This window comes from Yersinia sp. 2545 StPb PI (assembly GCF_052217125.1).
GTDB lineage: Bacteria > Pseudomonadota > Gammaproteobacteria > Enterobacterales > Enterobacteriaceae > Yersinia > Yersinia enterocolitica_E.
In genome coordinates, this window is record NZ_JAZGPY010000001.1 from 4,383,738 (window position 1) to 4,406,810 (window position 23,073).

Consider the following 23,073-nt stretch of genomic DNA (forward strand, 5'->3'; position numbering starts at 1 on the left):
CTCAGGACCGCATACTGGTGATTTGCAAAAAGGTCTGCTGGGTATAATTCAGCAGTGTCGATCCCATCCAATGGTAGGTAATCAATAACGTGGCTGACACCGCCAGTAATTTAATCAAAAACTGTAATGTCTGATCCTGGATTTGGGTGAGTGCCTGCAACAAACTGACAATTAACCCGACCACGGAGGCCACCACCACCACCGGCATCGAGAGCAGTAAAACTATCCATAACAGTTGGGTCGCCAGATGAACAACAATGGCATTACTCATTGATAAATCCCTCGGTCGAGAGTCATAAATACGACCCCACCAACTGACCCAGTAGCAATCCCCAGCCATCAATAAGAATAAAAATCAATAACTTGAATGGGAGTGATATGGTAATGGGTGACACCATCATCATGCCCATGGCCAACAGAATATTGGACACAATTAAGTCGATCGCCACAAACGGCAAATAGAGCAACAACCCAATTTTGAATGCTTCAGTCTGTTGGGTTAGCGTAAATGCGGGCATTAATATCAGCAGTGAATTGGGTTTTACACTATTACGATAGCGTTCGGGCCATTTGGTTTGGACGATATCGTTAAAAAAAGTGACTTGTTCTGTATCGGTATTACGTTGTAAAAAATCGCGGTATGGCGCCAGAGCATGCTCATCAATTTGCTGTAGCAAAGCGCCAATGTCGTTGGGGAGCGGCTCATCTTGCAGTCGGGCATGCACATCTAAGCCAACCGGTGCCATGATGAAAATGGTTAACACCAAGGCCAGTCCATAAATAGCGATATTAGGGGGCACCTGCTGAACACCCAGCGCATTACGTAACAAAGAAAAAACTATCGATAGTTTGAGGAATGAGGTGCCCATCACCATCAGCAGTGGCAGCACCGACAGCAAAAAAAGTAGGACAATCAATTGAGAGGACGAATTCAGTAACTCCATAATCGGTTCCGCAAAAGGCTGGCCTGTTGAGTAAAAACAATACCCACAGTATTTGCCCAGCCCGCCTTAGCCGGAATCAGGTCATGACCTGAATAACCTCAGAGCCTCAGCCCAACAGCGCTGCATTATCAAGGGTGAGCGGTGAGAAACCATTGCTCAATCCGCACAATCAACTGCTCATCACAACACAACAGGCTGCCACTGCCGACCGATTGCCCATGCAAACGAATATTCACTTCACCATAGAAGGCGGTTTTACAGTCCAGTGTTTGCCCGACGGCTAACTGCTTGATATCACTCAGCGGCAGTGTCAGCCGCCCTATTTCCATGACGAGTGTCTGCGGTAATTGCTCTAGCGCCACCGCCGGTGGCTCTTGGGTCACCGTGGCAATATCCAGCGCCAGCAACCGGTCAATATCGTCATTAACCTGTTGAATTGTCACTTTGTTTCCATCCTCTAATTTGATATAAATCTGCGCGGATGACCTCTGCCATAACCAACAATTCCGCTGTTCCAGTTCAGCGGCCGCCAGTATCCGAACCCCATCTCCAGGCCTGATTTGTTGCAACTGGTGTAAGGATAAATGACTCCAACCAACCACTAAGCCAGCTTGCCAGACAGCATCTTGTTGAGCGGGTAGCGCCTCACTCTGCCAGTGAGATAACCTTGCTATTAATGCCACCGGCGGCCAGTTACACAGCACGACACTGAGTTGCTGCCCTTCCAGTTCGAAAGTCAGCCCCACCGCCCACTGCGTTAGCAGTGTCATCGCCTGAGGAGTAATGTCATGAAGGACCAACTCGGGTAGCGACGCAAGCAGTGGACTGACGGCCCAATGCGCCATTGCATTCACCAATTCTGCCGCCAAAAGAGGGGCATCATCCGTTGCCAGCGCATAGGCCAGCCAGTGCTGCCAACATGACTGCGATAACCACAAACCACATTCCTGCCCGTTAAATTGCAGTGGCAGATAAACCCCCTCTCCCCCAGCTTTGATGAAGGTTGCAGACACCCCAGCCGAATGCCGTCCATGACCAATAACGGCGCTGAGTTGGCGTAATTCAGCCGTCAGACTCTCGAACATGGATGACCTCCAACCAGCAGGGGAAGCCTAACAAGTACAGTTGCCGTTGCCAGCGCGACTGTATACGTTGCAAACGTTCAACCAATTCACCATTGGTGTGACTGAGCACAATATTTAACCCCTGAACGGCCAGGCTGACACTGACCCTTGTCCCACGCAACGGCCCACTGGCAATGCAGTAATCAGTGGATATCAAGCCACGGTCTCTCACCGTGGTAATTGCATCGGCCATCTCCGCCATGGGAAGAACGCGCGGAGAGAGATAACGGGCAAATTGCTGTTTTTGTCTCTCATTAGCTACCCGCTGCTGCGAATTTCCGCCCAAATAATGCTCACTGAGCAGAGGTAATGCACCTTCAATATCGATTCGACTCATCTTTTATTAACATCCTTAATTTTTCCTGTTCACGCTGATTACTCCGTATCAGCGCCTGTTGTGCTGCTATAGCGCTCCGTTGTTGCAGCCCCAGAGCGTGCAACGCGCTAATTTGCTTTTGCTGCTGCCGCTCCGCCTGATACACCTGATGTTGTAAAACTCTCTGCTGATCCGCTTGCGCGGGGAGCAGCCTACCGCGCCATTGCGCAAGTTGTTGTAACTGCTGACATAACTGGTAGCGTTCGCGACGGCACTGTATCAATTGCAGTTCCTGCTGCTGTTGTTCTTGCTGCAAACAGAACAGTTGTTGGCGTAACCGGCGCTCCTTGCGTTGCCGTAAACAGAGCAAGCGCTGCAAAATATCCAGCGCGGGGTGGTTCAATCGATTATTTGGCCGAGTTGTTCCAAGGTGTGGTTGAGGCTGACGGTGTCGGAATGGCACGATAAGGCGTTCTCCTGTTGCAAAAAGGCACAGACCTTCGGGTAACGTTGCAGTGCGTCATCAGCCTGCGGGTCTTGCCCCGCCTGATATTCACCCACGCGAACCAACAGTTCGATCTCTTGATAGCAGGCTTGTATTTGGCGCAATTTCTGTGCCAGCGCCAGATGTTCTACCGTGACGATTTGCGGCATGATACGGCTGACACTGGCGGCAATATCGATAGCCGGATAGTGCCCGGCACCGGCCAGTCGGCGGGATAGCACAATGTGCCCATCCAACAGCGAACGCACCTCATCAGCCACCGGCTCATTCATATCGTCCCCTTCCACCAGTACGGTGTAAAAAGCGGTGATACTGCCGCATTCACTGTTACCGGCCCGTTCCAATAAGCGGGGTAATGCCGCAAAGACGCTGGGAGGGAAGCTGCCCGCAGCAGGCAGTTCACCGGCCGCCAGCCCTATTTCTCGAGCCGCTCTGGCATAGCGGGTTAGCGAATCCACCATTAACAACACTTTCAACCCGCGCTCACGGAAGTATTCGGCCACGGTAGTAGCAGTATAAATACCCTTCAGCCGCTCCAGAGCCGGACGATCAGAGGTTGCGACTACCACTACGGTGCGAGCACGGGTTTCAGGAGTGAGCACCTGGTCAAGAAACTCCCGCACCTCACGGCCACGTTCACCAATTAACGCCAACACCATGACATCCGCATTGCTGCCCGCACAGAGCATACTCAGCAAGCTACTTTTCCCGACCCCTGCCGCCGCAAAAATACCGACTCGCTGCCCCTCACCGCAGCTCAATACGCCATCAATGGCCCGGATCCCGGTGGTCAGTATTTGCCGAATCGGCTGGCGGGTTAGTGGCTCCGGGGGTTGGCAATCCAACTCACGCCAATGCCCGATAACCGGAGGGCCGCCATCCATGGCGACCCCCAAACCATCCAAAACCCGCCCAACCAGTGATGGCCCCACCTTGACACGGTGGGTATGCCCAAGTGGTGACACCCACTGACCGCTGCGCAAACCGGCTGAAGAGGCGAATGGCGATAGCAACGCGGTCTGTTGTTCAATAGCTACCACTTCGGCCAGCATGTCCGGTGACGCAATACGGCATAACTCCCCCAGCGCCACACCGGGCAGATTGGCGCGTAATAGGGTTGGGCCAACATCCAGTATTGGCCCGCGATAGGCCATACCATCCGGCGGCAGAGACGATAAGCGCAATTGCTGATGCAACTGAGCACTTAGTGTTGGACTATCAGGCAGCTTCATCAAGTTCATCACCAATCAACTCAATAGTGCCTGCCACCTTGATATTCATCTCATCACCCAATTCCTGCCAGGAAAGTACCGGCAGCGTGAAAATATCCCGCTCAACTATTTTGCGCAGAAAACGCCGTACATCGATGGCGGTCAGCAGGACAACATCACTGTTTTGTGCAACAGCGGCTTTTATCTTGTCGAGGATCAAGCGTGAGTGTTTATCGGCTAACGCCGAGTAAGCACCCGCAGAGGTTTGGCGAATAGATTCACGAATCAAGTTCTCAGCCCCCTCTCCCAGCCGCAATACCGGTAACCAGACGCTGTTTTTACTGAACCGGCGACACACATGGCGGCGTAAGGCGATGCGCACGTACTCGGTTAACATGACACTGTCTTTCTCTTTCGGTGCCCAGACCACCAGCGCGCCGAAAATGGCGCGCAAATCCCGGATCGACACATCCTCCTCCACTAGCCGTTGCAGTATCTCCGCGACTTTTCCCAGCGGCATCTGGCGCTGTAGTTCTTTCACTAATTCCCCGTAACGCCCTTCCATCGCATCCATCAGATAACGGGTTTCCTGCACACCAATAAATTCAGCCGTATGTCGCTCAAATACCCGTGTCAGGCAAGAGATAATACGTTTATGCCCTTGTACATATGGGATGCCCAAGATGCTGGCATGGCTGCCCTGATCTGCAGCTAACCACTCAAAAGTGCCCATTCTGCTGCCTAACCTTTGGCTGCGCGTCTCTAGCTGGGCACTGGGCTGAGTCAGTAGCAAATCATCTGATGGTAATGTCAGTTCCAGCACTTGCTCCTGATAGACCCGGATCGATAGGCTGTTCTCAATCAAGGTAGGATCACTGCGGATCTCCACCTCCGGCAATGGCACGCCAAGATGCTCAAACCAGCGCCAACGCAAGCTATCAATATCTCGGGCCAACTCGGGATAATCCAGGTTGGTCGCACAATGCAACATCAAAGGTATCGCACCTGGTGTCATTGCATGGTCCGCAGATAAGCCACTGTCACCAGCCCCCGTTACCGTACCTCTGTGCCGTATTGACTGATTCTTGCGATAGAGTAAAAAGGCAGGCGCGGCCACCAGCGCCGCCAGTATGATAAAGATCAGGAATGGAAAACCGGGTAACAAAGCAAAAACAGTCAGGATGGCGGCGGCTAACCATAAAGCATCTGGCTGACGCCCCACTTGTACCGCCAGATCTTTAGCCAAACTCTGCTTATCGCCGCCAGGAACGCGGGTCACGATAATCCCAGCAGTAATGGAGATAAGTAACGATGGGATTTGGGCACATAACCCATCGCCAACCGAGAGCACCGCATAGGTGATCATCGCCTGTTCCGCCGACATATTATGTTGCAGCACACCGATGGTGATGCCGCCAATAATATTCACCAGAATGACAATAATCCCGGCAATAGCATCGCCTTTAACGAACTTCATCGCGCCGTCCATCGCCCCAAACAACCGGCTCTCTCTTTGCACCCTCTCCCTTAGCCGCCCAGCCTCGGCCGCATCAATCACGCCCGCCCGCATATCACCATCAATACTCATTTGCTTACCGGGCATGCCATCAAGCGAGAAACGGGCGCTGACCTCTGCCACTCGCTCTGAGCCTTTGGTAATCACGATAAACTGGACCACGGTGATAATAGTAAAAATGATCAACCCCACAGCCAGATTACCGCCAACCACAAACTGACCGAATGCCTCGACAATTTCACCGGCATCATGCTGGAGCAGCACTAAGCGCGTAGTACTGATAGTCAGCGCCAAGCGATAGAGCGTGGTAATCAGCAATAACGACGGGAAAACCGAGAATTCGAGGGGATCGCGCAGGTAAATCGAGATCATTAGCAGGATGACTGAGAAAGCCAGATTGATCGCAATCAGCAGATCTACCAACACGGTTGGCAGAGGCAGGATCATCATAAAGATCGCTACCAACAGCATGATCGCCAGAAAAATATCCTGCCGCGCAGTTATCATCAGCAAGCCACGTATCAACGCCGATTGCCTCATGGACATGCTCCCGGCAGTCGGCACAGCAAGGCACACTGCTGCCGGTAGAGCTGATACCAAAACTCAGCATCGGACAATGCTGGCGGGGAGCAACTGACCATAATACCCATTTTCAGTAAGTAGATACGCTGTGGCACGCCATTAAATCGCTCAAGCCGCCAGCATTGCTGGAGCCGCAGCAGATCATCATGGTTGTAGTGCCGTTGTTGTAAACCGCAAGTGAGCAGTAACCTTGATGCTCGCCACTCAAGGAAAATAATCCGTTTTTCTATCTGCCACTGCATGCGAGAGGTGATAGCCGAGCAGGGCAATTCCGCCATGCGGATAAACAATTGAAGGTTACGGGTAACAACTAAATCCATCTCCATAACCAATGTCCTTTTGATGCAACTTTTCGCTATACATAATAGATTTCAAAATTCAGGCCGGCGGCAAGCAAGAGACAAATCGGTTGTGGCCGGGTCGGGTCGTGAGCGCAGCCAGCACACCTGCAAGTTGAAAAATGACGAGAATAAACAATGAAAAGAATAAGCAGCTAATGCCTTATCAACCATCGGGGGTTCGCCTGAAACGAAAAGTCATATCTCCAGCAAGGTGGCTAAAATTTGTGCTTGTTGTTCCTGATCATTGAAACAATCCACTGGCATCAATTTAAACAACTCATAAAACCGACGAATGAATCCTCGCTGTGCTTTGGCATCCGAACCGGTAATCGCTTCAATTCGTGGCTGCAACCAGCTACTGAATAACCAGGGTTGCCCCACCACTGCCAGTACCTCGTTCAGAATCATATCTCCTGCCACGCCACAGACATTCCCCACCTGGCTGCAATGGTCTTCCAACCCGAGAAACATCAGCAAACGGCGCAACTGGTGGAGTGTCGCGGACAAACGCTCACCGTATTGAGCGAACGGCCGACAGGACAAATCAAACGCGACGGCACGCATGAGTACCCGAACACGTTGCTGGCGCTGTGGCCAACGACTCACCCGGGTAAACCACTCCGCCAGCGACAATTCACTTTGATGAATACTTTGCTGAAACAACTGTTTGACGGCTCCCAGCGAGCGGCTACCCTCTGCGCCTAGCTCCAACAGACCAAATAGCTCAACCTCCCAGCCTTCACGCTCAAGTAGTGGGCCAAGTAGTTGCGATAAGCTGCGGCGGCGTAATGGATTATTTTTGCTGTGTGCCAGCATGGCGGCCAACAGTAACACTTGCTGCCCTGCCGATAGCTCACCCTGTCGAAGCTTATTGGCAAGCGAAACAATATCCACATCAAGCGGAATGTTCTGTGAAAACAGCATATCGTTGCTACCGGAGAGCTGGGTTATCAACTTCACCAATAGCTGTTGGCGGCGCAGATTACGCTCCTCAGCCTCAATGGATTTTTGATCTTTCAAACGGGAGCCGAGACTCAGCCCGATCTCTTCCATCGTCTCTTCCAGCGCGGTTTGTCTCACTTCAGATAATTCAATGCTGGCCAATTCCATGACTGAGTGTGCGGGGGTTACTTCGCCATGAGCCTTCCCCACATGTTGGTCAGAGCCGTGAACTGCCAAGGTCTCTGACACATTATTGGCACTAATCATGAGCTGGCTCCTGTAGCCAAAGGATAAGTTGCGCCAAATGGCTACGCAGAGAAAGGCTGACTTGCAGCATTGGCGAACCTAAGCGGGCGGTATCTTCAGGCATGCTCTCATCCCCCACACACTGCACCCGTTCACCCAGAGCAGAGACCACGGCGGGCAGATGCTGCGGGTGAACCTGTAAAACCAACATTTCATCGTGCGCCATTTTCTCCACTTGCGCCCCCAGCCGATGAATCAAAATCTGTTCCACAGATTGCTGACCGGCCCAGGCAGTTACCACCGACGCAATCGCTGCCAGAATCTGCTGACGGGCTTGTGTAATCAAGGATGCCTCCAATTGCTCCGCCGCCACTAGCCAGCCAACATGTTGTGCCACCACCTCAGCTTCTATTTGACTCCGCGCTTTAACCATCAGCATGTCTGCTTGTTGCCGTGCTTGCGCCAACAACACGCGGCACTCATCCTGCGCTGCTTGCACAATCTCGGCTGCCTGCACCCGAGCAGCAGACAAAATATCGCGACTCTGCGCCATTTCCTGTAACTGAACCGCCGCAATGACTCGCCCCGCTGGCAGCGAATAATCAAACTTCTCTATCCTGAGATGAAAAGGGTTCACAGCAAACGCTCCAGTCGGGTTAACCAACCGTCAACCGCAAAAGAGAAGGCCTGGGACAAAAATAACGCACGGGGCTGAGGAGGTAATGAGATAGAGATTGCACGCCAAACCACATCATCGTGGCGTACCTGATGTGCCAGGCTATGCCCCAGACGTAAGGCAACCATGGGCAGATGCTGTGAGCTTAAGCTGGCAGGCAGGTGACCCTGATATCCCATACCAATGAGTTGTTGAATATCAGCCTCATCCAACAGCGGCGAAAGCCTCTCGCGATAACGCCGTAGGCGCAAATAATCACCACATTGTAAATGAACCAACCCCAGCGCCAGACAGTGGGCAGATAAGCGCGGATAGCTTGCCATTCGCTCTCGCTGCGGCTTGCTCAGCACCGCAGGCAGGGCTTGCTGTGGGAATTTTCGTTGCTGAATTAGCGCATTATCCAACACTCTGTCCAGCGCTTTACTGCGGCCATAACAGTAGTTCTCTGTTTTAATTCCCATCGCTGCCAACCATAGAGGATGGGCAAACTGTGCGGGTCGCCAGGCTAACTGATGCAAATGCCGGATATCAGCGGTTAACGGTAATATCATCCCTTTTCCCCTTCCATTAGCGATTTATCGGCGCACATAGCGTAATAAGCACACCGTTGACAACCCAGCCAGCAGCACCAATACCAGCCCTAACGCTATCTGTATCGCACCGGCGTGGCGTAATAGCCATTGCAAGCTCAGTTGTGCCTCAGCGTGCTGGTGTGGCTCAGCGGCGATAAACCGATAATTGGCAGGCTGCATCACCACACTAATCTGTGAGTAATCGATACCGGGGATACCATCGCGGATCAGATTTTTAATTTGTGGCTGATAGCTTTGTAAATTGACCTCGGGGGAATACTTGATAAACACTGAGGCGGCGTGGGGAACACTGCTTTTCCCGTCGGTCGGCGCTGGCATGGCAATGGTCACATCGGCATGAATCACCCCATCCATATGGCTCAACATGCTTTCCAACTGCTGTTCTTTCAAATAGACCATCTTGGCCTGCTCTTGGCCAGGTGATGTCACGAGCTGGTTCGACGGAAACAACGTATCCACGGTCGTAAATTTCTGGCGCGGAAAACCATTTTGTCGTAGCAGTTCCACTGCATTAATAAACTGACTTTTATCGACACTCAGCCCTACCGTCCCGCCTTTCTCGGACTGCTTTTCGGCTTTAATCTGGTGCAACATCAGCAACGCCAGCATCTGGTTGGCCTCCCCCTCAGAAAGCCCGCTATATAGCTCCATACCACAGCCTGAAAGGGAGATAACCACCAGCAAGAGTGCTATCGCACGCCGCAGCTGTTTCATTGCATATTGACCAGTTTATTGATGTTCTGCCCGAGAACACCGGCCACTTTAGCCGTTAAATCTACTGCTAATGTGGCGTACATCCATTGCGACTGAACGCCCAAGAATTGGGATGGCAACATCATTGCCGTGCCAGGTTCCGCCTGTTGCATTAACTGCGTAAATTTGGCGATTTGTTGCGGCTCACCGGCCGCTGGCTGAAGGGGGGTATTCAACATTGAAGCAGCCTGAATGGCATCAATTTCCATCTGATGATCTCCTTGTTGATAAGCAATTTTATACCGTTGCGGTGTTATGCCTTTAGTACCAGAGGCTGCCGCGTTGTTATCGGCAACGCCAATGACGTTGAGTCAGCAGCAGAGATCCCTTGTTGTAGCAACGCCAACATGGCCTGCGCATCTTCGGATTTGGATGTTGCCAGTAACGCCAGTGCTGCCACTCGGTCATTAAGTCCGAATAACAGCATTGCCTCACAGACCAAGCGAACTTGTGGATCCGGTATCAGTTGGGGTAACACATTAAGGATATTTTGGGCTTCAGCCTGTAGGCTGTGATTCACCCCGGCCAAGGCGGCTTCAACCACCAACTGGCGACATTGTGCTGAAAGTAAGATCATATTTTGGCAATAATCCCACTGGTCATATCTTTAATATTCTTCATCAGCGCACTGCTAAAGTTGATGTAAGACGAATACTGCTGCATGGCAAATTGCATCTTGAGCATATGTTCAGGATCAGAGGGATTACCGGCCGCCATCTGGTTTTGAAAGTCCTGACTTATCTTATTAATGCTATTCGTCATTTCGTTCATTAATGCGTTTATATCCATCAAACCTCCCTATTCCATAAGTGACCGCATATGCGATGGGCACTGCTGAAAACGGCGACGGAAGCTATCAGAAAAATGTGCGTGATTGCTAAAACCGCATTCCATGGCGATATCTGCCACGCGTAGCTGTGTAGATAACAGCAATTCACAGCCTTTTTTCAAACGCTGATCCAGTAACCACTGCTTTGCAGACATACCGAATTTTTCGTAAAACAGAAAATTCAATTTACGGGTGGAAATACCTAATTCATCGGCATAGCGCGATACCGTCCAGGGATTGAGGCGATTTTGTTCAAAAAACTCCAGTAACTCATTATTGGTACCCACAATTGATTCCAACAATCTGGAGAAATAAACTGAATCCAGACCTAAACAATACAGGTAAAGAAAGCGTAATGATGCTGAGCGCTCAATATCAATTAACTGTTCAGTTGCGTGAATAACATCTTTATTTGCTGGCAATATTTTGTAGTGATCAGATATTTTATGGGGTAAGCGAAATTTATTCGACTGCACCATTTTACTGGCTAAGTTTTGATATATAGGTAAAAGATCTATCGAATGACACAATATTGAAATAAAAGTGCTCTGTGAGAAAGAAGATACCGTAGCCAACTCGTGGGTAACAACCAAATTCCCCGCATGTACGGTATAACATTCTCCGTTGCTACGTAATGTTCCCTCTTGCCGAAATAAAACAAACTGTATTTATTTCATCATATCCCTTAGAGAGTAATTAACCTTATACAAGGTTAACAAATAACACTAAAGAGACTATCCGGCATTCACCCTAAGCGAAATTTGTTTGTACATTATCCTTGATGATACCGATTTTTCGATATGCAGCCCCCTCAGCATGAGTTGTTATTAGTATTTCATTTGCTTCCAGCTCATTACTCCTTAAAATACCCTCTATTTCTTTTTTCTGATCATGATCATTACTTATCCACACACCTAGCGCACCGGCAGTAATAATACTGGTTATAGAGGCCACTATTGGATTATAGTTTTTAGCAAGTAAACATAAACTGTTGGTAACGACCGGGTGCGTTAGTAGCCCTATACCTGCTAAAGAGGCCACGATACCAACACGAATAAAGAACGATGTGTAGCGCGCGATTTTTTTGCAATTATCGGATGAAACACCACAGGATTTAGCGAGCATAAAGGCAGCTTGCTGAATTGCATCACTGCCCATGGTTAGCCCCTCTTTATTTTTACTGGCACAATTCCAGTTATGGTAGGCGCATGCCAGGTTAGACAGTGATAACATTAAGTTCACCCCAGTAATTATGGCAACCGGGGTCGCCGCCCCGCCACTGCAAATACTCATGCCAACACTGACAACAAATGAAGCCAGAGAAACCGTCAACTCAATCACATTGATGAAAAACTGTTTTTTGGCTAACTTAACGCTGATTTCATGCTCTTTAATAACAATATCTTTTTGAGTCACAAAAATTTCAATTATTTTGTCCTTAGCATTCGGAACAGTGTTGTTCAGAAAGTCATTTGCTAATGCTTCAGGGGGGCTAATAGAGGGTCTCCCCTCGATATTCGGTTTAACTACCGCATTAGGCTCAGATAAATCATTAACACAATTAATATTGTCTATGCCATCCATCGCTATCCCCTTTTAAATATTGGCCATAACATTCGTATTATTTCATTTATATTTCATTCAATAATCGATTGGCTTTCGTTGCTGTAGACGCATACTCAGGGTTCAGATAACTCATTTCAATGGCGGTTTGTAATGCTTCTCTGGCATCAGCCCCTTTATCCAGCGCGCGTAAACAAACCGCCATTTGATATACCGGTTCAGGATCATTTGCATCCAGTAATAGCGCGGCGGCATAAGCACTCAGCGCCAGAGCATATTCTTGCTGCATTTGCAGAGCTGCGGCCAAAGCCAGATGAAACCGTGACACTAAGGGGCAACAGAGTGTAAGCCAAGAAAAATCGCTAATCGCAGCAGTATAGTCATCTGCCAGCCAGGCCTGATAACCCCGTGTATAGCGCGTTTCTACTTCCTGCGGATCAGGTTGCTGCTTAAAATCACTCATTGGGTACTGAATAATATTCTGTTCTTTCAATACACTATTTATCTTTACACACAGGGACTGGAAATCATCGGCAGAAAAATCGTCCATTGGGCCTCCTTAATTCTATTTCCCCGTACTGACATCAAATAGTAGCCAATCATTACCATCGATATTTTTACTGAATGCTCCTTTAACTATTAATATTCGAATAAGTCTACTGCGGATCAACCGCAACGGCTGATTAGCGACATTATTAATAATCAGCATCCTGACTATCGATATATCAGTAATTTCCTCACCTAAATGGAGCAGGAAATTAAATAATGCCAAAAAATTCCCCGTCGTATTTTTTTCAGTGGAAATCTCCAAAGAACAAATAATTAATTCATGCTGTTCAATACGGTAGATTACCCGATATGCATCAAATAAAAACTCACGCCCTAATTTTATAGGGCTATTTTCGAAAAAGGCTGCTTGAGTCACACAGCCTTTACTGAGTAAGTATTGCTCAATGCACTGAGAGTTAAATTTCATATATCATAATTTCACCGCCATGGAAATATGGTTTATTAGGTTAGTCAAGGTATTGCCAAATTCCTTGAATGCTTGCCTTAGCTCTACTATTTTATCCTGTATTTCATTGGAATTTTTTGAATAACTATCAGAGCTAGAGCTTTGCAGAATACTCGCCATGCGCAAGGTTTCCGCAGCACGGGCTTTATCACCCTCGGCCAGTTTCCCAATACCGATAATAGATTGCCCAGTAGCATTACTAATATGCCCACCAATACCGCCCCACCGGTCGCCTGCTCCAGCACCGACGCCGCTAAATATACCGGATAGCATGGAGCAAACTCCGCTGGCGATGGCCGCTGATGCTGTTTTATCGATAGCTTCGCGTTGATTTTTCATAGCAGTAGCTTTGATATTAAATAGAAGTTCGAATTGTTTCCCACCATAGGCACTCAGTAAATCACGCATTTTTTTAAATAATGCATACATTTGGGAAATAATATCGGAGATATCACTAATGATATTGCCAATATTATTATCTAATTTCCCATCATCATCGACAGCCTGTAGGGCTTTGTCGTTTATTTTTATGTCCTGGCTGATAGGTGTATTCATTATAACCTCATTATATTAATGAACCTGCCACTCTCGTTTGTAGCATGCCGCTTTGATGGATGTTATCGCTTAATTTCTCCAATGTGTCTTGTGCGCTCTGAGAGATATCTTTGAGTTGTTTACTTTGCTGCTGTTTATTCCGCTCAACCCATTGATCCATAAACTGCGTGAAGTCTTGATCAAGCATCAATTTTTCAATTTCTTTTTGCAGCCCTCCATTTTGGATCGCCAACTGGCCACTATTAACCTGCACTAACCCTTGAGTAACTTTTTGCATTATATTTAATGGTGAGAGGCTGATATCTTTTATTATTTTCTTAACCATCTCCTTCATAATTTCCTTGGTACATTGGCGAGTAAATTGTTCCGCAGTGAGCGTAGTGCCTTTCTTAATCGCGGTTTTAACCAGATCTTTCGTCACATCGCCCACCAGTTTTTCAACGCCAGCGTGGGTAAAAGAGTTGCTGATATTGTGCATCAAGGCCATTTCCGTTTCAGTTATCTGCTTACAGGCATTCTTGGCGAACTGTTCAGTTAACTGTTGCACTTTTTGTTGACTTAGATTCTTCATCGCTTCGGTCAACGCATCAGCTCCGCCCGCTTTTAGCACATCACCCGCCCCTTTGGTCACCGCTCGAGCGGCATTAATCGCGCGGGCGGCTTGAAACAGGTCGATTGCCATAGCAAAGCATTCACAACCGAGTTGAACTTTACCTGCAACATCAATAACTTCCTGACATTTCTCTTTTGAGGCTCCAGCCAGCATCGCCGTTTCGGCGGCGGCTTTAACCAAACCGGCGGTCCCCGCCGCCAAATATGCGACCCCGGAAGCCATTGCCACCGGATCCCCGGTTAATACCCCGGCAGAGACCTTAATCGCACCGTAAACTATCTCGGCTAAGCCGATGGCCCAATCAAGCACCATGTTGAAAATACCAGCCTTGTGAGCTTTATCCGCTTGCTGAACTGCTTTATCAATCTGTTGCTGATACTCATTAACCCGTTTATCGCGTAAAAAAGTCTGCACATCCGTCGCCCGCTCCATCTGCTGGCGGATTGACTTACAGGAATCAGAAAAAAAAACCAGGCTCAGGTTGCCAGCCATCGAGAGGATAAGCTGCATATCTGTACTGCCCAACTGATCAAGGGAAAGCCGGCCACTGTCCCCTGCTTTGGCGCCGGAACGGGGTAAGGCGACCAGCAGGCGATCCAAGGCGGCCTGGGCTTTTTGCTGCGTCACCTTGGGTGACGTCATATTCATATCCGCCGAGGGTGACAACCCGGAAATTGCCCACCAATCTGGCATTTTCGCCGGTGCCAAAGGTGTGCTTTTACCTGCGGCAGCCAGTGCCCAATCAGTCTGTGTGTCGGCTTTAAATGCAATACTATTAGGCATGTCTCACCTCCAGTAATAATGCCGCCAGTCCCCGTTCAGCTTGCTGGCGGACTTGAGCCTGCTCAGGGTGAGCATGGCACCAGTTCAATGCGGCACGGAATGCTTTTTCAGCATAAATAGTATTGCCGCAAGCGGAATAACATTCCCCAGCGAAACAAGATGGACGAGGGTCATCGACCTGAATTTGCCCCGCGCGGCTGAAGCAATAAATCGCCTGATGGCAATCCCCGGTTTGTTGATAACACGAACCTAATGTTAACCAATAAGCAAAATTCCAATGGTCGAAACGAATCAATATATTTAACAGTTTTTTTGCGCTGTCATATTCTCCGCCGTGACAAAGTTGTACGCTATATTCATATATTAACGTCAAGTCTTGCTCCGACATATTTGCCAACATACGCAGAGAACCGCCACGTCGCATAAAATTAATAAGTTGATCAGTAGGTTCAATATTCATATCGAATCATCCTTACGGCCATAACTTGGTTAACAAAGATTGCGGGCAATCGTCGTTAATATATCTTTTAAACCTGTCTGTAATGTACTGATGTTATTAACATTAACGTTATAACTTTGCATAAACTTCTGTAACTGTAATTGTTCTTGAGTCATGGTATCTGACGCGCGGGTCTTTTCATTATCTAATGCCGCTTTTACTGCCTGTAATTGTCCTTTATCCAGTTCTGGCCCATTCTTCTTTAAATACTCATCAATACTCATCTTATCAACTTTGATGCCATGCTCCCGCATAAACTCGATAACTGAATCCGGTAGCGGCTTGGTTGTTTTATCGTCACCTTTAGCCGCTTCGGCAATGACGGAATCAACCTGATTAGCGTTATCCTGTATATCATTGGCATATTTTGATCGGGTGTGCATAGCGTCATAGGCACTTCTGGCAAGTGATTCAAGTACGTCAAGATACTCATAAAAGGCACTCAATCCCATACTGAAAATATCAGCATGCTCACTTAGATTATTACTCAGATTACTGCCAACATTATTAATATTATTGTGAAGACTATTAAATTTATTTTCCAAAACGGAAAAATTAAATTCATTATTGGAAGATTGGTTAACATACGAGGAAGTGTTATCTGATTTATTTACATCAGTGTTCGCGACCATAGAAATACTCCTTAACTCAAGATAATAATGATATTTCAGGAAGAGATTAACTACATTGCCTCACCTGAACTTATATTTCTGAGCTGCGTCTCCAGTTGTTTAAACTGTACTTTCATGTTTGCAATAGATACCACCATTTGTGCTTTTTCTTGATTTAAACCATTCGGAAAGGCTTCATTCAAGCGAATTAACGTCTCTCTTGCTTTACTGTCATTTTTGGCTTTTTCTTTCAGTAATTCGATTTGTTGCTGGAAGCCCTTCAACTTCCCTAGATCAGACAGTAATTTACTATACCGACTGTGTAGGTCCCCTAACATGCTCTGAATAGAATCATTATCATTCATATTGAATTTCCTGATGCACTGATAAATATATAATATTATTTTGTCTCACTAAAAAGCATCTGTCTTTTATATTTATTCCATTTTTTCCATAAAATGGCATGATGATTGTTTTTTAATTTCCATAGCGAGTTGACAGTGTTGCTATTATCTTCTCCGCACTACTTAGGGCCAGCATCATATTGTTAAGAGTTTTATAATTATCAGGTGTTTGCTGTAGAGACAATTGTTGTGAAATTAATAACCTCCCATTTTCCAACAACGCATTCTTCTGTTGTATTTTTTTCTCGTCATATTTAATAGCATCTTCCAGTTCAGTAATATGCGACACTCGTTGATCTCCTAATCCTTAAAAATTCATGGGTATATGGATTAAATTGTTAGATTTTAGTAATGATATGCCTTGCTCTCCAATAAAAATAACTTTATAGCCATTCGCCAGTACCGTCCCTTGCTGTAAGCGTAATCCATTAGCTAATTGCACGAATCCTGAAAATTTATTTCCGCCATAGCTGACAATTGCAGCGGGAAGAAGCTGAGCAGTTTGATCTGACGTGGGAATATTCTGATACCTCACCGCCAGAAAGTCCGGTTGTTGCCGGGCCAATGCTGTCAACATTTCCATCAGTTGTTGTTGTTGGCTGAGCGACAATATACCGCTGATAATGATTTCCTTATTACTTTGCGCCATACTGAGATAGCCTAATAACCCCAGTTCCCTCAAGCGCTCAACTAATTGCGCAATTTGCCCATCATGGCTATTAATAACCGCCCAGCCCTTTAACCCAGCCACTGTCGCCAGTGTTTCCTGAACTTTTAACCATTGCCCCCCCATTTCAATAGCACCATGGATTGTGATATGCCCTGGATGTTTCCCCGTGTCGACCTCTATATCCTGATAGCCATACTGGTGTAATACATCCTTGACGCTACTGAGCAGATGGTCATCACAGACTAATTGATTACGAAAAACAATACGGTTAAGAACCAGGAAATTCTGCAACTTAATCACTGCGGGTGATGAGCTACAGTGACCACTCAAAACAACACTGCCATCTAATAACCAGTTTTCTTTTATCCCCTGTAAAGCGGGTTGCTTTAACTGCTCTGAGAGTTGTGTTGGAATATCAGGAGGAAGATAAGCCAGTAGCGCTTTTGGCTGCTGTATAAACCAGAATATAACTACCGATAGCAGTAACAATAGGATAAATGCCAGTACAGATAAGCAGAGTAATAAGCGTGGCCGAGCGCGAGGGATATAATGAATATCACTTAAATTATCGCCCGCCTCACCAACAACCAAGATTAATCCCCCGGTTTCAATCGCCTGTCCGAGTGGGAGTTTCTGTTGTAAATCATACCGCTCCCCCTTAACCCAGACATCCCCAGATGTCTGCAAAGTTATGTGCTCATCACTTATTCTCAAGGTCAATATTTGCCCCTGAAGTAAGGGTAATAATACGTCGCACTGCTGACCCCCTAGCGTAAACTCCCCCTCAGGTAACATCAGCTCACGCCCATTAAGTTCACCATTTAACAGGCGGAGTTTAAACCGTACTGCCATGCTATTCCCCTGTATTAACCGGTACAGCTTTGATCAGAAATAACCTGACAACACTGTGAGATTGCTTATCAGTGCTGCGAAATAACCCACCTAATAATGGAATATCGCCCAGTAGCGGTATTTTGTTTTGCGACTCAATTTGTTTATCCTGGATGAAGCCACCCAATAACAGACTTTGCCCAACACGCAACGTGGCTTGCGTTGAGATATCTGAATTTTGTATTTCCGGCAACGGTTCACTACTGCTTATTGGCGCCTGCTGTTGCCCATCCTGAATGTTAAGATTAAGCAAAACTTCTTTTACACCATCGGCATCAATCATTCTCGGTGTCACTCGCAATAATGACCCAGAGGTGATCGATTCAAGTTTTGCCACTTTATCGCCTTGCAACTTAGTATAAAACGTTACGTTTTTATCCAGTACCGCCTGAATATTATTTAGGGTGACCACCGAAGGGCGTGATAAGACTCTGGCACGTGAATTCTTTTGTAACGCATTCAAGCGAACCATAAAGTTCCCAGTATCACCAATTACAGTGGAGAAACCATCAGCACTATTTTTCCCCGAATTACTATTAAACGAGATACCCGCGCCACCAATGGAAGTAGATGCGGACCAATCGATACCAAGCTGGCTAATATCTCCGGCATCAACATCAATAATGGTCACTGATATTTCTATTTGAACTGGCCGCTGATCCAACTGGGCGATCAAACTACGATAGACCGGCATATTGACCTGACGATCACGGATAATAACTGCGTTTTGCCGAGGATCAGCCGAGAAAAGAGGCATGCTGGTATGCGCCTCATCTTGTTCTTTTCCTGCAACTAAAGGCAGACTATTGCCCTGACTCATCTCGCGCAATACGCTGACTAAGCCCGGTAATTTAACTTGCTGATCACGATACTGATAATTAGAGTCAGCCGCAGAGGCATATTTTAGCAGGAAGACTTTCACTGTTTCTTTATTTTGGTTTTGCTTACGGGCTTGAGACGAAAGCATTTTGCTCAATGTCGTCACCCGTTCAATACAGATAGGAACACCTGTAACCTCAATAGCATCCAGACGAGAAATAGCCTTTATCGCACAGTTTTTTCCTGCGGCTACTCCGCTATGTTGTAGATATTTGATTAAAGTTGTCGTTGATAATCCATCTGGCGATATAAATTCCCTTCGGATGGCTTGAGCTTTGTAAAAATAGAGTATTTCACCATCATAGTACCAGGTAAGATTGTATAGACCGGCTAATTTAGACAGGATTGCTTCTGGTGTTTTGTCGCGAATTTTCCCACTAAAGTGTTCGTTTATTTCCGGGCTAATGACTACCGGGATGCCATAATTCATCCCTAAATCTTTTAATAGGTTAGATACACTCATACCCCGGCTATAAATAAAGAAAGGCTCTCCTTGCCAGGGAATAGCTTGTCCATGGGCCAGTGACACTGAAAACAGTAATATTAAACTGGCAAGTTCTTTCATGAGATAGCCTTGCTGACATGCTTCTTCGGTTTGGTTAAGACGTTTGTTTGGGAAGTACTCAATGTGGCTACCAAGCCACTTAAATGCTGAATAACGGCATGAATTTGTTCTAATTTCATCGAGAGATCTTGATTCTCACCGGCGATCCTCTCGCTATTATCAAGTGTATATCGCCCCCATAACCACCAATTGCCATCGTTAAACTGTAAAGCAAAATCCTGCGTATTCTCCAGCGCCACCAGCATAAGTGCAATATATCGAATAACAGTATTGGATATCATTTTTCTCTCAATAAAAAAAACACCAATACAAATAGAATGATGGTAATCCATCGCTTTGGCAGGAATTCCCTTCAACGTGAATTGAACAATATTAATATCTGATAAATCAATGTCGTTAACTAAGGGTTGTCTCTTCAACATTTCAAGCATCGGCGGTAACTCCTGCATCAGTACGATTTAATTATCCTCCGTAATTAAATATTCGTTATAAGGTAAAACCCTGATTTACTCTTTTTACAGAACTAAATGAATCTATAACGAGCAGTAATGAAATCAGTGTATTTCTTGATATCAAATTTTGGCTGTGGCGTACTAAAAAAAACAGTCAGGTGACTTTATGGAAAATTCATCATCACTCGTCACTCGATTGACACTATTACTGGGCATGACCTTAATGGCCATATGGCTTATTTCAATTGCGGCCATGGCATTCTTCTCATATGAGGATACACGCCAACGTTTGGTGAATGAATTAACCCACATGGCATCATTACGCGCAGATTTAAGTAATTACCAATTTGAAGGCGCAGAACGGGACGCAACCGCATTGATAAGTCGCCAGACAAGTTACCAAGCCACCTGGCGATTGCCTATTAGACATACAGATGATGATCCGAGCGACAATATTCCTTTTAGTTCAGGAATGTGTAATGCCATCCAATCCAGACATGACCTTCGCATCGCTCAGGCATATGGAACTTCTGGTCAAACTTATTATCTCGACAGTTTCACGATTAAAAACAAAGAAGGTATTACCATATTCAGACCACAGGCGGTATCAAATAACTATTTGAACCAGCGACGTAAAGAATTACTTTTACTGCCAATATTTCCTACCCATGACAATATTTTTTGGGGGATGCCGACTTATAGCCCACAACGAGGCTGGCATGTTTCTGTTGCCGCATGTGACCACGCCGGTTCATTAGCTGGATTCTCATTAAAACTGAATGAGTTGGTGACGGATAATCAGCCAGTTGAACAGAGAGATATTAATTTATGGTTGGATAAGAGTGGCGAGTTGTTACCGATATCTCAGCAAAATATACCTTCGCATCAGTTACATGAGATTCTTCGCCAGCTAAAAGACCGAAATTTACATGATGGTTGGCAACAAACACCTGATTATTTGGTATTAAGAACCCAGTTAAAAGGCCCCGGTTGGCAACAGTTAGTTATTTATCCCCGCGTCGGTTTTGCCTGGGAAGCGGCCAAACCCGCATTACATCAACTCCCCTTTGCACTGGCTATTTTGCTGCTGCTCACGTTAGTGCTCTCTTTATTACTGCGATATTACCTCGCTATTCCCCTATGGAACTTCATCAATATTATTGGTGCCACCGGCCCACAAGCGATGGAGCCGCGTTTACCAGTGAAACGCATGGATGAGTTAGGGCAGATTGCTCGTGCTTATAACAACTTGCTAGACACCTTGAATGAGCAGTACGACACCCTTGAAATGAAAGTAAAGGAACGCACGCTGGCACTGGCAAAATCAAAACAGCTGGCCGAACAGGCTAATCGCCGTAAGAGTGTCCATCTAACCACTATCAGTCATGAAATTCGTACCCCTTTAAATGGCACGCTAGGTGCGGTTGAGTTATTACAAAATACCCCACTGACCTGCGAGCAATATCGGTTGGCCGAGACCGCTCGCCAGTGCTCACATTCTTTACTGATGATAGTTAACAACCTGTTGGATTTTTCACGTATTGAGTCGGGGCAAATGGCCTTGTCTCAAGAGAAAACCGCCTTATTGCCCTTATTGGATCAGGCCATGTTAACTATTCATAGCCAGGCCTTGAGTAAAGCCATCACCCTCTCTACTTACGTCAGTTCGGATGTGCCGCTGGAACTGGAGTTGGACAAACAACGCTTAAAGCAGATTCTGGTTAACTTATTGGGCAATGCCGTTAAATTCACGCAATGTGGCCATATTAGGCTCAATGTAGTCCGTAAGGGCCAGCAGCTCTGCTTCACTGTTGAAGATACCGGCTGTGGTATTGATTTGCAGCTTCAACAAGAGATATTCCACCCTTTTGTCCAGACCCATGAGCACGGGCAGGGAACGGGGTTGGGACTAACTATTGCAGATAATCTGGCAAGAATGATGGGGGGGAATATTACACTTTTTAGCCTACCAGACCACGGTAGTCGCTTCTCATTAAGTCTGCCATTTTGTGGGATAATAGTGCTCAAACCGTTTAAAGGTGAAATATGTGCACCACAGCCATTACATGCTCAATTATCTTCGTGGGGGATAACCTGCCCGCCAGAAGGTAATCAATCAGTACACCTGCCGCAGACCCCCTTTAACGATAAAGAGCTGTGCTACCTACCCGGTCGCTTATATAGCAACGTTAAAAAGCATCTTAACGGAGAGAAGCAGCCCGCCTCATCTCAGCAAGAGATACCACATGCTCTCCCACTACAACCTTGGCATATGACCATATTGTTAGTCGATGATGCTGAAACCAATCGAGATATCACCGGCATGATGCTGCGCCAATTGGGGCATCAAGTGACTCTGGCAGAGAGTGGCGAAATCGCACTACGCCTCGGCCAAACGCAGCGTTTTGATCTGGTGCTGATGGATATTCGTATGCCAAGTATGGATGGGCTGGCAACAACCCGCTATTGGCGTGATGATGCGACCAACCAGGATAATCGCTGCATGATTACGGCATTAAGTGCCAATACCAATCCTGAGGAAAAGATAAGGGCCAGTCAGGCGGGGATGAATCATTATCTCTCTAAACCAGTAACTTTCAGCCAACTGGCAGAAGTACTGGATCTGACCGCACAATTCCAGCTCGAACGCGGGGTCACTCTCTCTCCCCAGTTATCAACACCGAGGCCACTATTGAATCTGGCTGACAGCTCATTGCGCCTTAAACTATTACAATCATTGCAACTATTAGTGCAGCAAGTGAGAGAGTCTCTCACCCATACCCCCACGTTATCGCACCAGCTTCACACCTTAAAAGGCTGTGCCGGGCAAGCGGGCCTTATTGAGTTACAAGACGCTGTGATTCAGCTGGAAATAGCAGTCGAAAATCATGAACTCATTACACAGCAAGATATCGATCACCTCGACGAGATAATCCATTTTCTGTTTCAACCGCGGGAGCCCCGCGACACCATTTCAATCATCAGGTAAAGGGAA

General features: G+C 46.9%; 29 protein-coding genes. 1 reads left to right on the forward strand and 28 read right to left on the reverse strand.

Features of this window, described 5'->3' with window-relative positions:
* Position 1 precedes the first annotated feature (1 nt).
* The 28 genes from V1955_RS20320 to V1955_RS20455 all read right to left on the reverse strand — a co-directional run bounded on the left by V1955_RS20320 (position 2) and on the right by V1955_RS20455 (position 20,057).
* Positions 2 to 271, reverse strand: a complete 270-nt coding sequence (locus V1955_RS20320) for an EscS/YscS/HrcS family type III secretion system export apparatus protein (protein WP_050085721.1) — start codon at positions 269 to 271, stop codon at positions 2 to 4.
* A 22-nt stretch (positions 272 to 293) separates the two neighbouring features.
* Positions 294 to 944 (reverse strand): type III secretion system export apparatus subunit SctR, encoded by a 651-nt coding sequence (gene sctR, locus V1955_RS20325; RefSeq protein ID WP_442821338.1) that lies wholly within the window; start codon positions 942 to 944, stop codon positions 294 to 296.
* A 128-nt stretch (positions 945 to 1,072) separates the two neighbouring features.
* Entirely contained in the window at positions 1,073 to 2,029 is a 957-nt protein-coding gene (locus tag V1955_RS20330; RefSeq protein ID WP_442821339.1) for a YscQ/HrcQ family type III secretion apparatus protein, read from the reverse strand.
* Positions 2,007 to 2,405, reverse strand: coding sequence for a hypothetical protein (locus V1955_RS20335; protein WP_442821340.1), 399 nt, complete (start codon positions 2,403 to 2,405; stop codon positions 2,007 to 2,009). The genes V1955_RS20330 and V1955_RS20335 overlap by 23 nt, the downstream gene beginning before the upstream one ends.
* A complete protein-coding gene (locus tag V1955_RS20340; RefSeq protein ID WP_442821466.1) occupies positions 2,386 to 2,787 on the reverse strand; it encodes a type III secretion protein in 402 nt (133 codons plus the stop codon). The genes V1955_RS20335 and V1955_RS20340 overlap by 20 nt, the downstream gene beginning before the upstream one ends.
* Positions 2,784 to 4,121 (reverse strand): EscN/YscN/HrcN family type III secretion system ATPase, encoded by a 1,338-nt coding sequence (locus V1955_RS20345; RefSeq protein ID WP_442821341.1) that lies wholly within the window; start codon positions 4,119 to 4,121, stop codon positions 2,784 to 2,786. The genes V1955_RS20340 and V1955_RS20345 overlap by 4 nt, the downstream gene beginning before the upstream one ends.
* A complete protein-coding gene (locus V1955_RS20350; RefSeq protein WP_083161091.1) occupies positions 4,108 to 6,156 on the reverse strand; it encodes an EscV/YscV/HrcV family type III secretion system export apparatus protein in 2,049 nt (682 codons plus the stop codon). The genes V1955_RS20345 and V1955_RS20350 overlap by 14 nt, the downstream gene beginning before the upstream one ends.
* Entirely contained in the window at positions 6,153 to 6,524 is a 372-nt protein-coding gene (locus V1955_RS20355) for a type III secretion system protein (protein WP_083161093.1), read from the reverse strand. The genes V1955_RS20350 and V1955_RS20355 overlap by 4 nt, the downstream gene beginning before the upstream one ends.
* A gap of 210 nt (positions 6,525 to 6,734) precedes the next feature.
* Positions 6,735 to 7,748, reverse strand: coding sequence for a TyeA family type III secretion system gatekeeper subunit (locus V1955_RS20360; protein WP_372568543.1), 1,014 nt, complete (start codon positions 7,746 to 7,748; stop codon positions 6,735 to 6,737).
* Complete coding sequence (gene sctL / locus V1955_RS20365) at positions 7,741 to 8,364, reverse strand: type III secretion system stator protein SctL (RefSeq protein ID WP_442821342.1); 624 nt, start codon at positions 8,362 to 8,364, stop codon at positions 7,741 to 7,743. Before sctL ends, V1955_RS20360 begins: the two co-directional genes overlap by 8 nt.
* Positions 8,361 to 8,954: a type III secretion system domain-containing protein gene (locus V1955_RS20370; protein ID WP_083161099.1), complete on the reverse strand. Its 594-nt coding sequence runs from the start codon at positions 8,952 to 8,954 to the stop codon at positions 8,361 to 8,363. Before V1955_RS20370 ends, sctL begins: the two co-directional genes overlap by 4 nt.
* 24 nt (positions 8,955 to 8,978) lie before the next feature.
* The gene (gene ssaJ, locus V1955_RS20375) at positions 8,979 to 9,710 is read right to left on the reverse strand and encodes an EscJ/YscJ/HrcJ family type III secretion inner membrane ring protein SsaJ (RefSeq protein WP_442821343.1); all 732 of its coding nucleotides are present in this window, start codon (positions 9,708 to 9,710) and stop codon (positions 8,979 to 8,981) included.
* Positions 9,707 to 9,958, reverse strand: coding sequence for a type III secretion system inner rod subunit SctI (gene sctI / locus V1955_RS20380; protein ID WP_442821344.1), 252 nt, complete (start codon positions 9,956 to 9,958; stop codon positions 9,707 to 9,709). The genes ssaJ and sctI overlap by 4 nt, the downstream gene beginning before the upstream one ends.
* 44 nt (positions 9,959 to 10,002) lie before the next feature.
* Positions 10,003 to 10,326 (reverse strand): EscG/YscG/SsaH family type III secretion system needle protein co-chaperone, encoded by a 324-nt coding sequence (locus tag V1955_RS20385; RefSeq protein ID WP_420072892.1) that lies wholly within the window; start codon positions 10,324 to 10,326, stop codon positions 10,003 to 10,005.
* The gene (sctF, locus tag V1955_RS20390; RefSeq protein WP_083161107.1) at positions 10,323 to 10,538 is read right to left on the reverse strand and encodes a type III secretion system needle filament subunit SctF; all 216 of its coding nucleotides are present in this window, start codon (positions 10,536 to 10,538) and stop codon (positions 10,323 to 10,325) included. Before sctF ends, V1955_RS20385 begins: the two co-directional genes overlap by 4 nt.
* A 9-nt stretch (positions 10,539 to 10,547) precedes the next feature.
* Complete coding sequence (locus V1955_RS20395; RefSeq protein WP_442821467.1) at positions 10,548 to 11,246, reverse strand: helix-turn-helix transcriptional regulator; 699 nt, start codon at positions 11,244 to 11,246, stop codon at positions 10,548 to 10,550.
* A gap of 82 nt (positions 11,247 to 11,328) precedes the next feature.
* Positions 11,329 to 12,162 (reverse strand): hypothetical protein, encoded by an 834-nt coding sequence (locus V1955_RS20400; protein WP_083161111.1) that lies wholly within the window; start codon positions 12,160 to 12,162, stop codon positions 11,329 to 11,331.
* Between the two features lie 46 nt (positions 12,163 to 12,208).
* A complete protein-coding gene (locus V1955_RS20405) occupies positions 12,209 to 12,691 on the reverse strand; it encodes a SycD/LcrH family type III secretion system chaperone (RefSeq protein WP_083161113.1) in 483 nt (160 codons plus the stop codon).
* Positions 12,692 to 12,706: 15 nt separating this feature from the next.
* Positions 12,707 to 13,117, reverse strand: a complete 411-nt coding sequence (locus tag V1955_RS20410; RefSeq protein ID WP_083161115.1) for a pathogenicity island 2 effector protein SseE — start codon at positions 13,115 to 13,117, stop codon at positions 12,707 to 12,709.
* A gap of 3 nt (positions 13,118 to 13,120) precedes the next feature.
* Positions 13,121 to 13,711, reverse strand: a complete 591-nt coding sequence (locus V1955_RS20415; protein WP_372568537.1) for a chemotaxis protein — start codon at positions 13,709 to 13,711, stop codon at positions 13,121 to 13,123.
* A 10-nt stretch (positions 13,712 to 13,721) separates the two neighbouring features.
* Positions 13,722 to 15,107 (reverse strand): type III secretion system translocon subunit SctE, encoded by a 1,386-nt coding sequence (sctE, locus tag V1955_RS20420; RefSeq protein ID WP_372568536.1) that lies wholly within the window; start codon positions 15,105 to 15,107, stop codon positions 13,722 to 13,724.
* Positions 15,100 to 15,567 carry a SycD/LcrH family type III secretion system chaperone gene (locus tag V1955_RS20425; protein WP_083161119.1) on the reverse strand — a complete coding sequence of 156 codons (468 nt, stop codon included), beginning with the start codon at positions 15,565 to 15,567 and terminating at the stop codon, positions 15,100 to 15,102. Before V1955_RS20425 ends, sctE begins: the two co-directional genes overlap by 8 nt.
* Positions 15,568 to 15,596: 29 nt before the next feature.
* Positions 15,597 to 16,238 carry a chemotaxis protein gene (locus tag V1955_RS20430; protein ID WP_442821345.1) on the reverse strand — a complete coding sequence of 214 codons (642 nt, stop codon included), beginning with the start codon at positions 16,236 to 16,238 and terminating at the stop codon, positions 15,597 to 15,599.
* Between the two features lie 50 nt (positions 16,239 to 16,288).
* Positions 16,289 to 16,582, reverse strand: a complete 294-nt coding sequence (locus V1955_RS20435; protein ID WP_442821346.1) for a chromosome partitioning protein ParA — start codon at positions 16,580 to 16,582, stop codon at positions 16,289 to 16,291.
* A gap of 112 nt (positions 16,583 to 16,694) precedes the next feature.
* The gene (locus V1955_RS20440; RefSeq protein WP_442821347.1) at positions 16,695 to 16,910 is read right to left on the reverse strand and encodes an EscE/YscE/SsaE family type III secretion system needle protein co-chaperone; all 216 of its coding nucleotides are present in this window, start codon (positions 16,908 to 16,910) and stop codon (positions 16,695 to 16,697) included.
* An 18-nt stretch (positions 16,911 to 16,928) separates the two neighbouring features.
* Positions 16,929 to 18,143: a type III secretion system inner membrane ring subunit SctD gene (sctD, locus tag V1955_RS20445; protein ID WP_083161127.1), complete on the reverse strand. Its 1,215-nt coding sequence runs from the start codon at positions 18,141 to 18,143 to the stop codon at positions 16,929 to 16,931.
* A 1-nt stretch (position 18,144) separates the two neighbouring features.
* A complete protein-coding gene (locus V1955_RS20450; RefSeq protein WP_083161129.1) occupies positions 18,145 to 19,626 on the reverse strand; it encodes an EscC/YscC/HrcC family type III secretion system outer membrane ring protein in 1,482 nt (493 codons plus the stop codon).
* Complete coding sequence (locus tag V1955_RS20455; RefSeq protein WP_083161131.1) at positions 19,623 to 20,057, reverse strand: hypothetical protein; 435 nt, start codon at positions 20,055 to 20,057, stop codon at positions 19,623 to 19,625. The genes V1955_RS20450 and V1955_RS20455 overlap by 4 nt, the downstream gene beginning before the upstream one ends.
* 187 nt (positions 20,058 to 20,244) lie before the next feature.
* Here V1955_RS20455 and V1955_RS20460 point away from each other — a divergent pair, with 187 nt between their 5' ends.
* Positions 20,245 to 23,067: a two component system sensor kinase gene (locus V1955_RS20460; RefSeq protein ID WP_420072888.1), complete on the forward strand. Its 2,823-nt coding sequence runs from the start codon at positions 20,245 to 20,247 to the stop codon at positions 23,065 to 23,067.
* The last annotated feature ends 6 nt before the right edge of the window (positions 23,068 to 23,073 follow it).

Coding starts and splice junctions, on each gene's coding strand:
- V1955_RS20320 (WP_050085721.1), bottom strand. CDS start 271: ATGAGTAATGCCATTGTTGTTCATCTGGCGACCCAACTGTTATGGATA.
- sctR (WP_442821338.1), bottom strand. CDS start 944: ATGGAGTTACTGAATTCGTCCTCTCAATTGATTGTCCTACTTTTTTTG.
- V1955_RS20330 (WP_442821339.1), bottom strand. CDS start 2,029: ATGTTCGAGAGTCTGACGGCTGAATTACGCCAACTCAGCGCCGTTATT.
- V1955_RS20335 (WP_442821340.1), bottom strand. CDS start 2,405: ATGAGTCGAATCGATATTGAAGGTGCATTACCTCTGCTCAGTGAGCAT.
- V1955_RS20345 (WP_442821341.1), bottom strand. CDS start 4,121: ATGAAGCTGCCTGATAGTCCAACACTAAGTGCTCAGTTGCATCAGCAA.
- V1955_RS20350 (WP_083161091.1), bottom strand. CDS start 6,156: ATGAGGCAATCGGCGTTGATACGTGGCTTGCTGATGATAACTGCGCGG.
- V1955_RS20355 (WP_083161093.1), bottom strand. CDS start 6,524: ATGGAGATGGATTTAGTTGTTACCCGTAACCTTCAATTGTTTATCCGC.
- V1955_RS20360 (WP_372568543.1), bottom strand. CDS start 7,748: ATGATTAGTGCCAATAATGTGTCAGAGACCTTGGCAGTTCACGGCTCT.
- V1955_RS20370 (WP_083161099.1), bottom strand. CDS start 8,954: ATGATATTACCGTTAACCGCTGATATCCGGCATTTGCATCAGTTAGCC.
- ssaJ (WP_442821343.1), bottom strand. CDS start 9,710: ATGAAACAGCTGCGGCGTGCGATAGCACTCTTGCTGGTGGTTATCTCC.
- sctI (WP_442821344.1), bottom strand. CDS start 9,958: ATGGAAATTGATGCCATTCAGGCTGCTTCAATGTTGAATACCCCCCTT.
- V1955_RS20385 (WP_420072892.1), bottom strand. CDS start 10,326: ATGATCTTACTTTCAGCACAATGTCGCCAGTTGGTGGTTGAAGCCGCC.
- sctF (WP_083161107.1), bottom strand. CDS start 10,538: ATGGATATAAACGCATTAATGAACGAAATGACGAATAGCATTAATAAG.
- V1955_RS20400 (WP_083161111.1), bottom strand. CDS start 12,162: ATGGATGGCATAGACAATATTAATTGTGTTAATGATTTATCTGAGCCT.
- V1955_RS20405 (WP_083161113.1), bottom strand. CDS start 12,691: ATGGACGATTTTTCTGCCGATGATTTCCAGTCCCTGTGTGTAAAGATA.
- V1955_RS20410 (WP_083161115.1), bottom strand. CDS start 13,117: ATGAAATTTAACTCTCAGTGCATTGAGCAATACTTACTCAGTAAAGGC.
- V1955_RS20415 (WP_372568537.1), bottom strand. CDS start 13,711: ATGAATACACCTATCAGCCAGGACATAAAAATAAACGACAAAGCCCTA.
- sctE (WP_372568536.1), bottom strand. CDS start 15,107: ATGCCTAATAGTATTGCATTTAAAGCCGACACACAGACTGATTGGGCA.
- V1955_RS20425 (WP_083161119.1), bottom strand. CDS start 15,567: ATGAATATTGAACCTACTGATCAACTTATTAATTTTATGCGACGTGGC.
- V1955_RS20430 (WP_442821345.1), bottom strand. CDS start 16,238: ATGGTCGCGAACACTGATGTAAATAAATCAGATAACACTTCCTCGTAT.
- V1955_RS20435 (WP_442821346.1), bottom strand. CDS start 16,582: ATGAATGATAATGATTCTATTCAGAGCATGTTAGGGGACCTACACAGT.
- sctD (WP_083161127.1), bottom strand. CDS start 18,143: ATGGCAGTACGGTTTAAACTCCGCCTGTTAAATGGTGAACTTAATGGG.
- V1955_RS20450 (WP_083161129.1), bottom strand. CDS start 19,626: ATGAAAGAACTTGCCAGTTTAATATTACTGTTTTCAGTGTCACTGGCC.
- V1955_RS20455 (WP_083161131.1), bottom strand. CDS start 20,057: ATGCTTGAAATGTTGAAGAGACAACCCTTAGTTAACGACATTGATTTA.
- V1955_RS20460 (WP_420072888.1), top strand. CDS start 20,245: ATGGAAAATTCATCATCACTCGTCACTCGATTGACACTATTACTGGGC.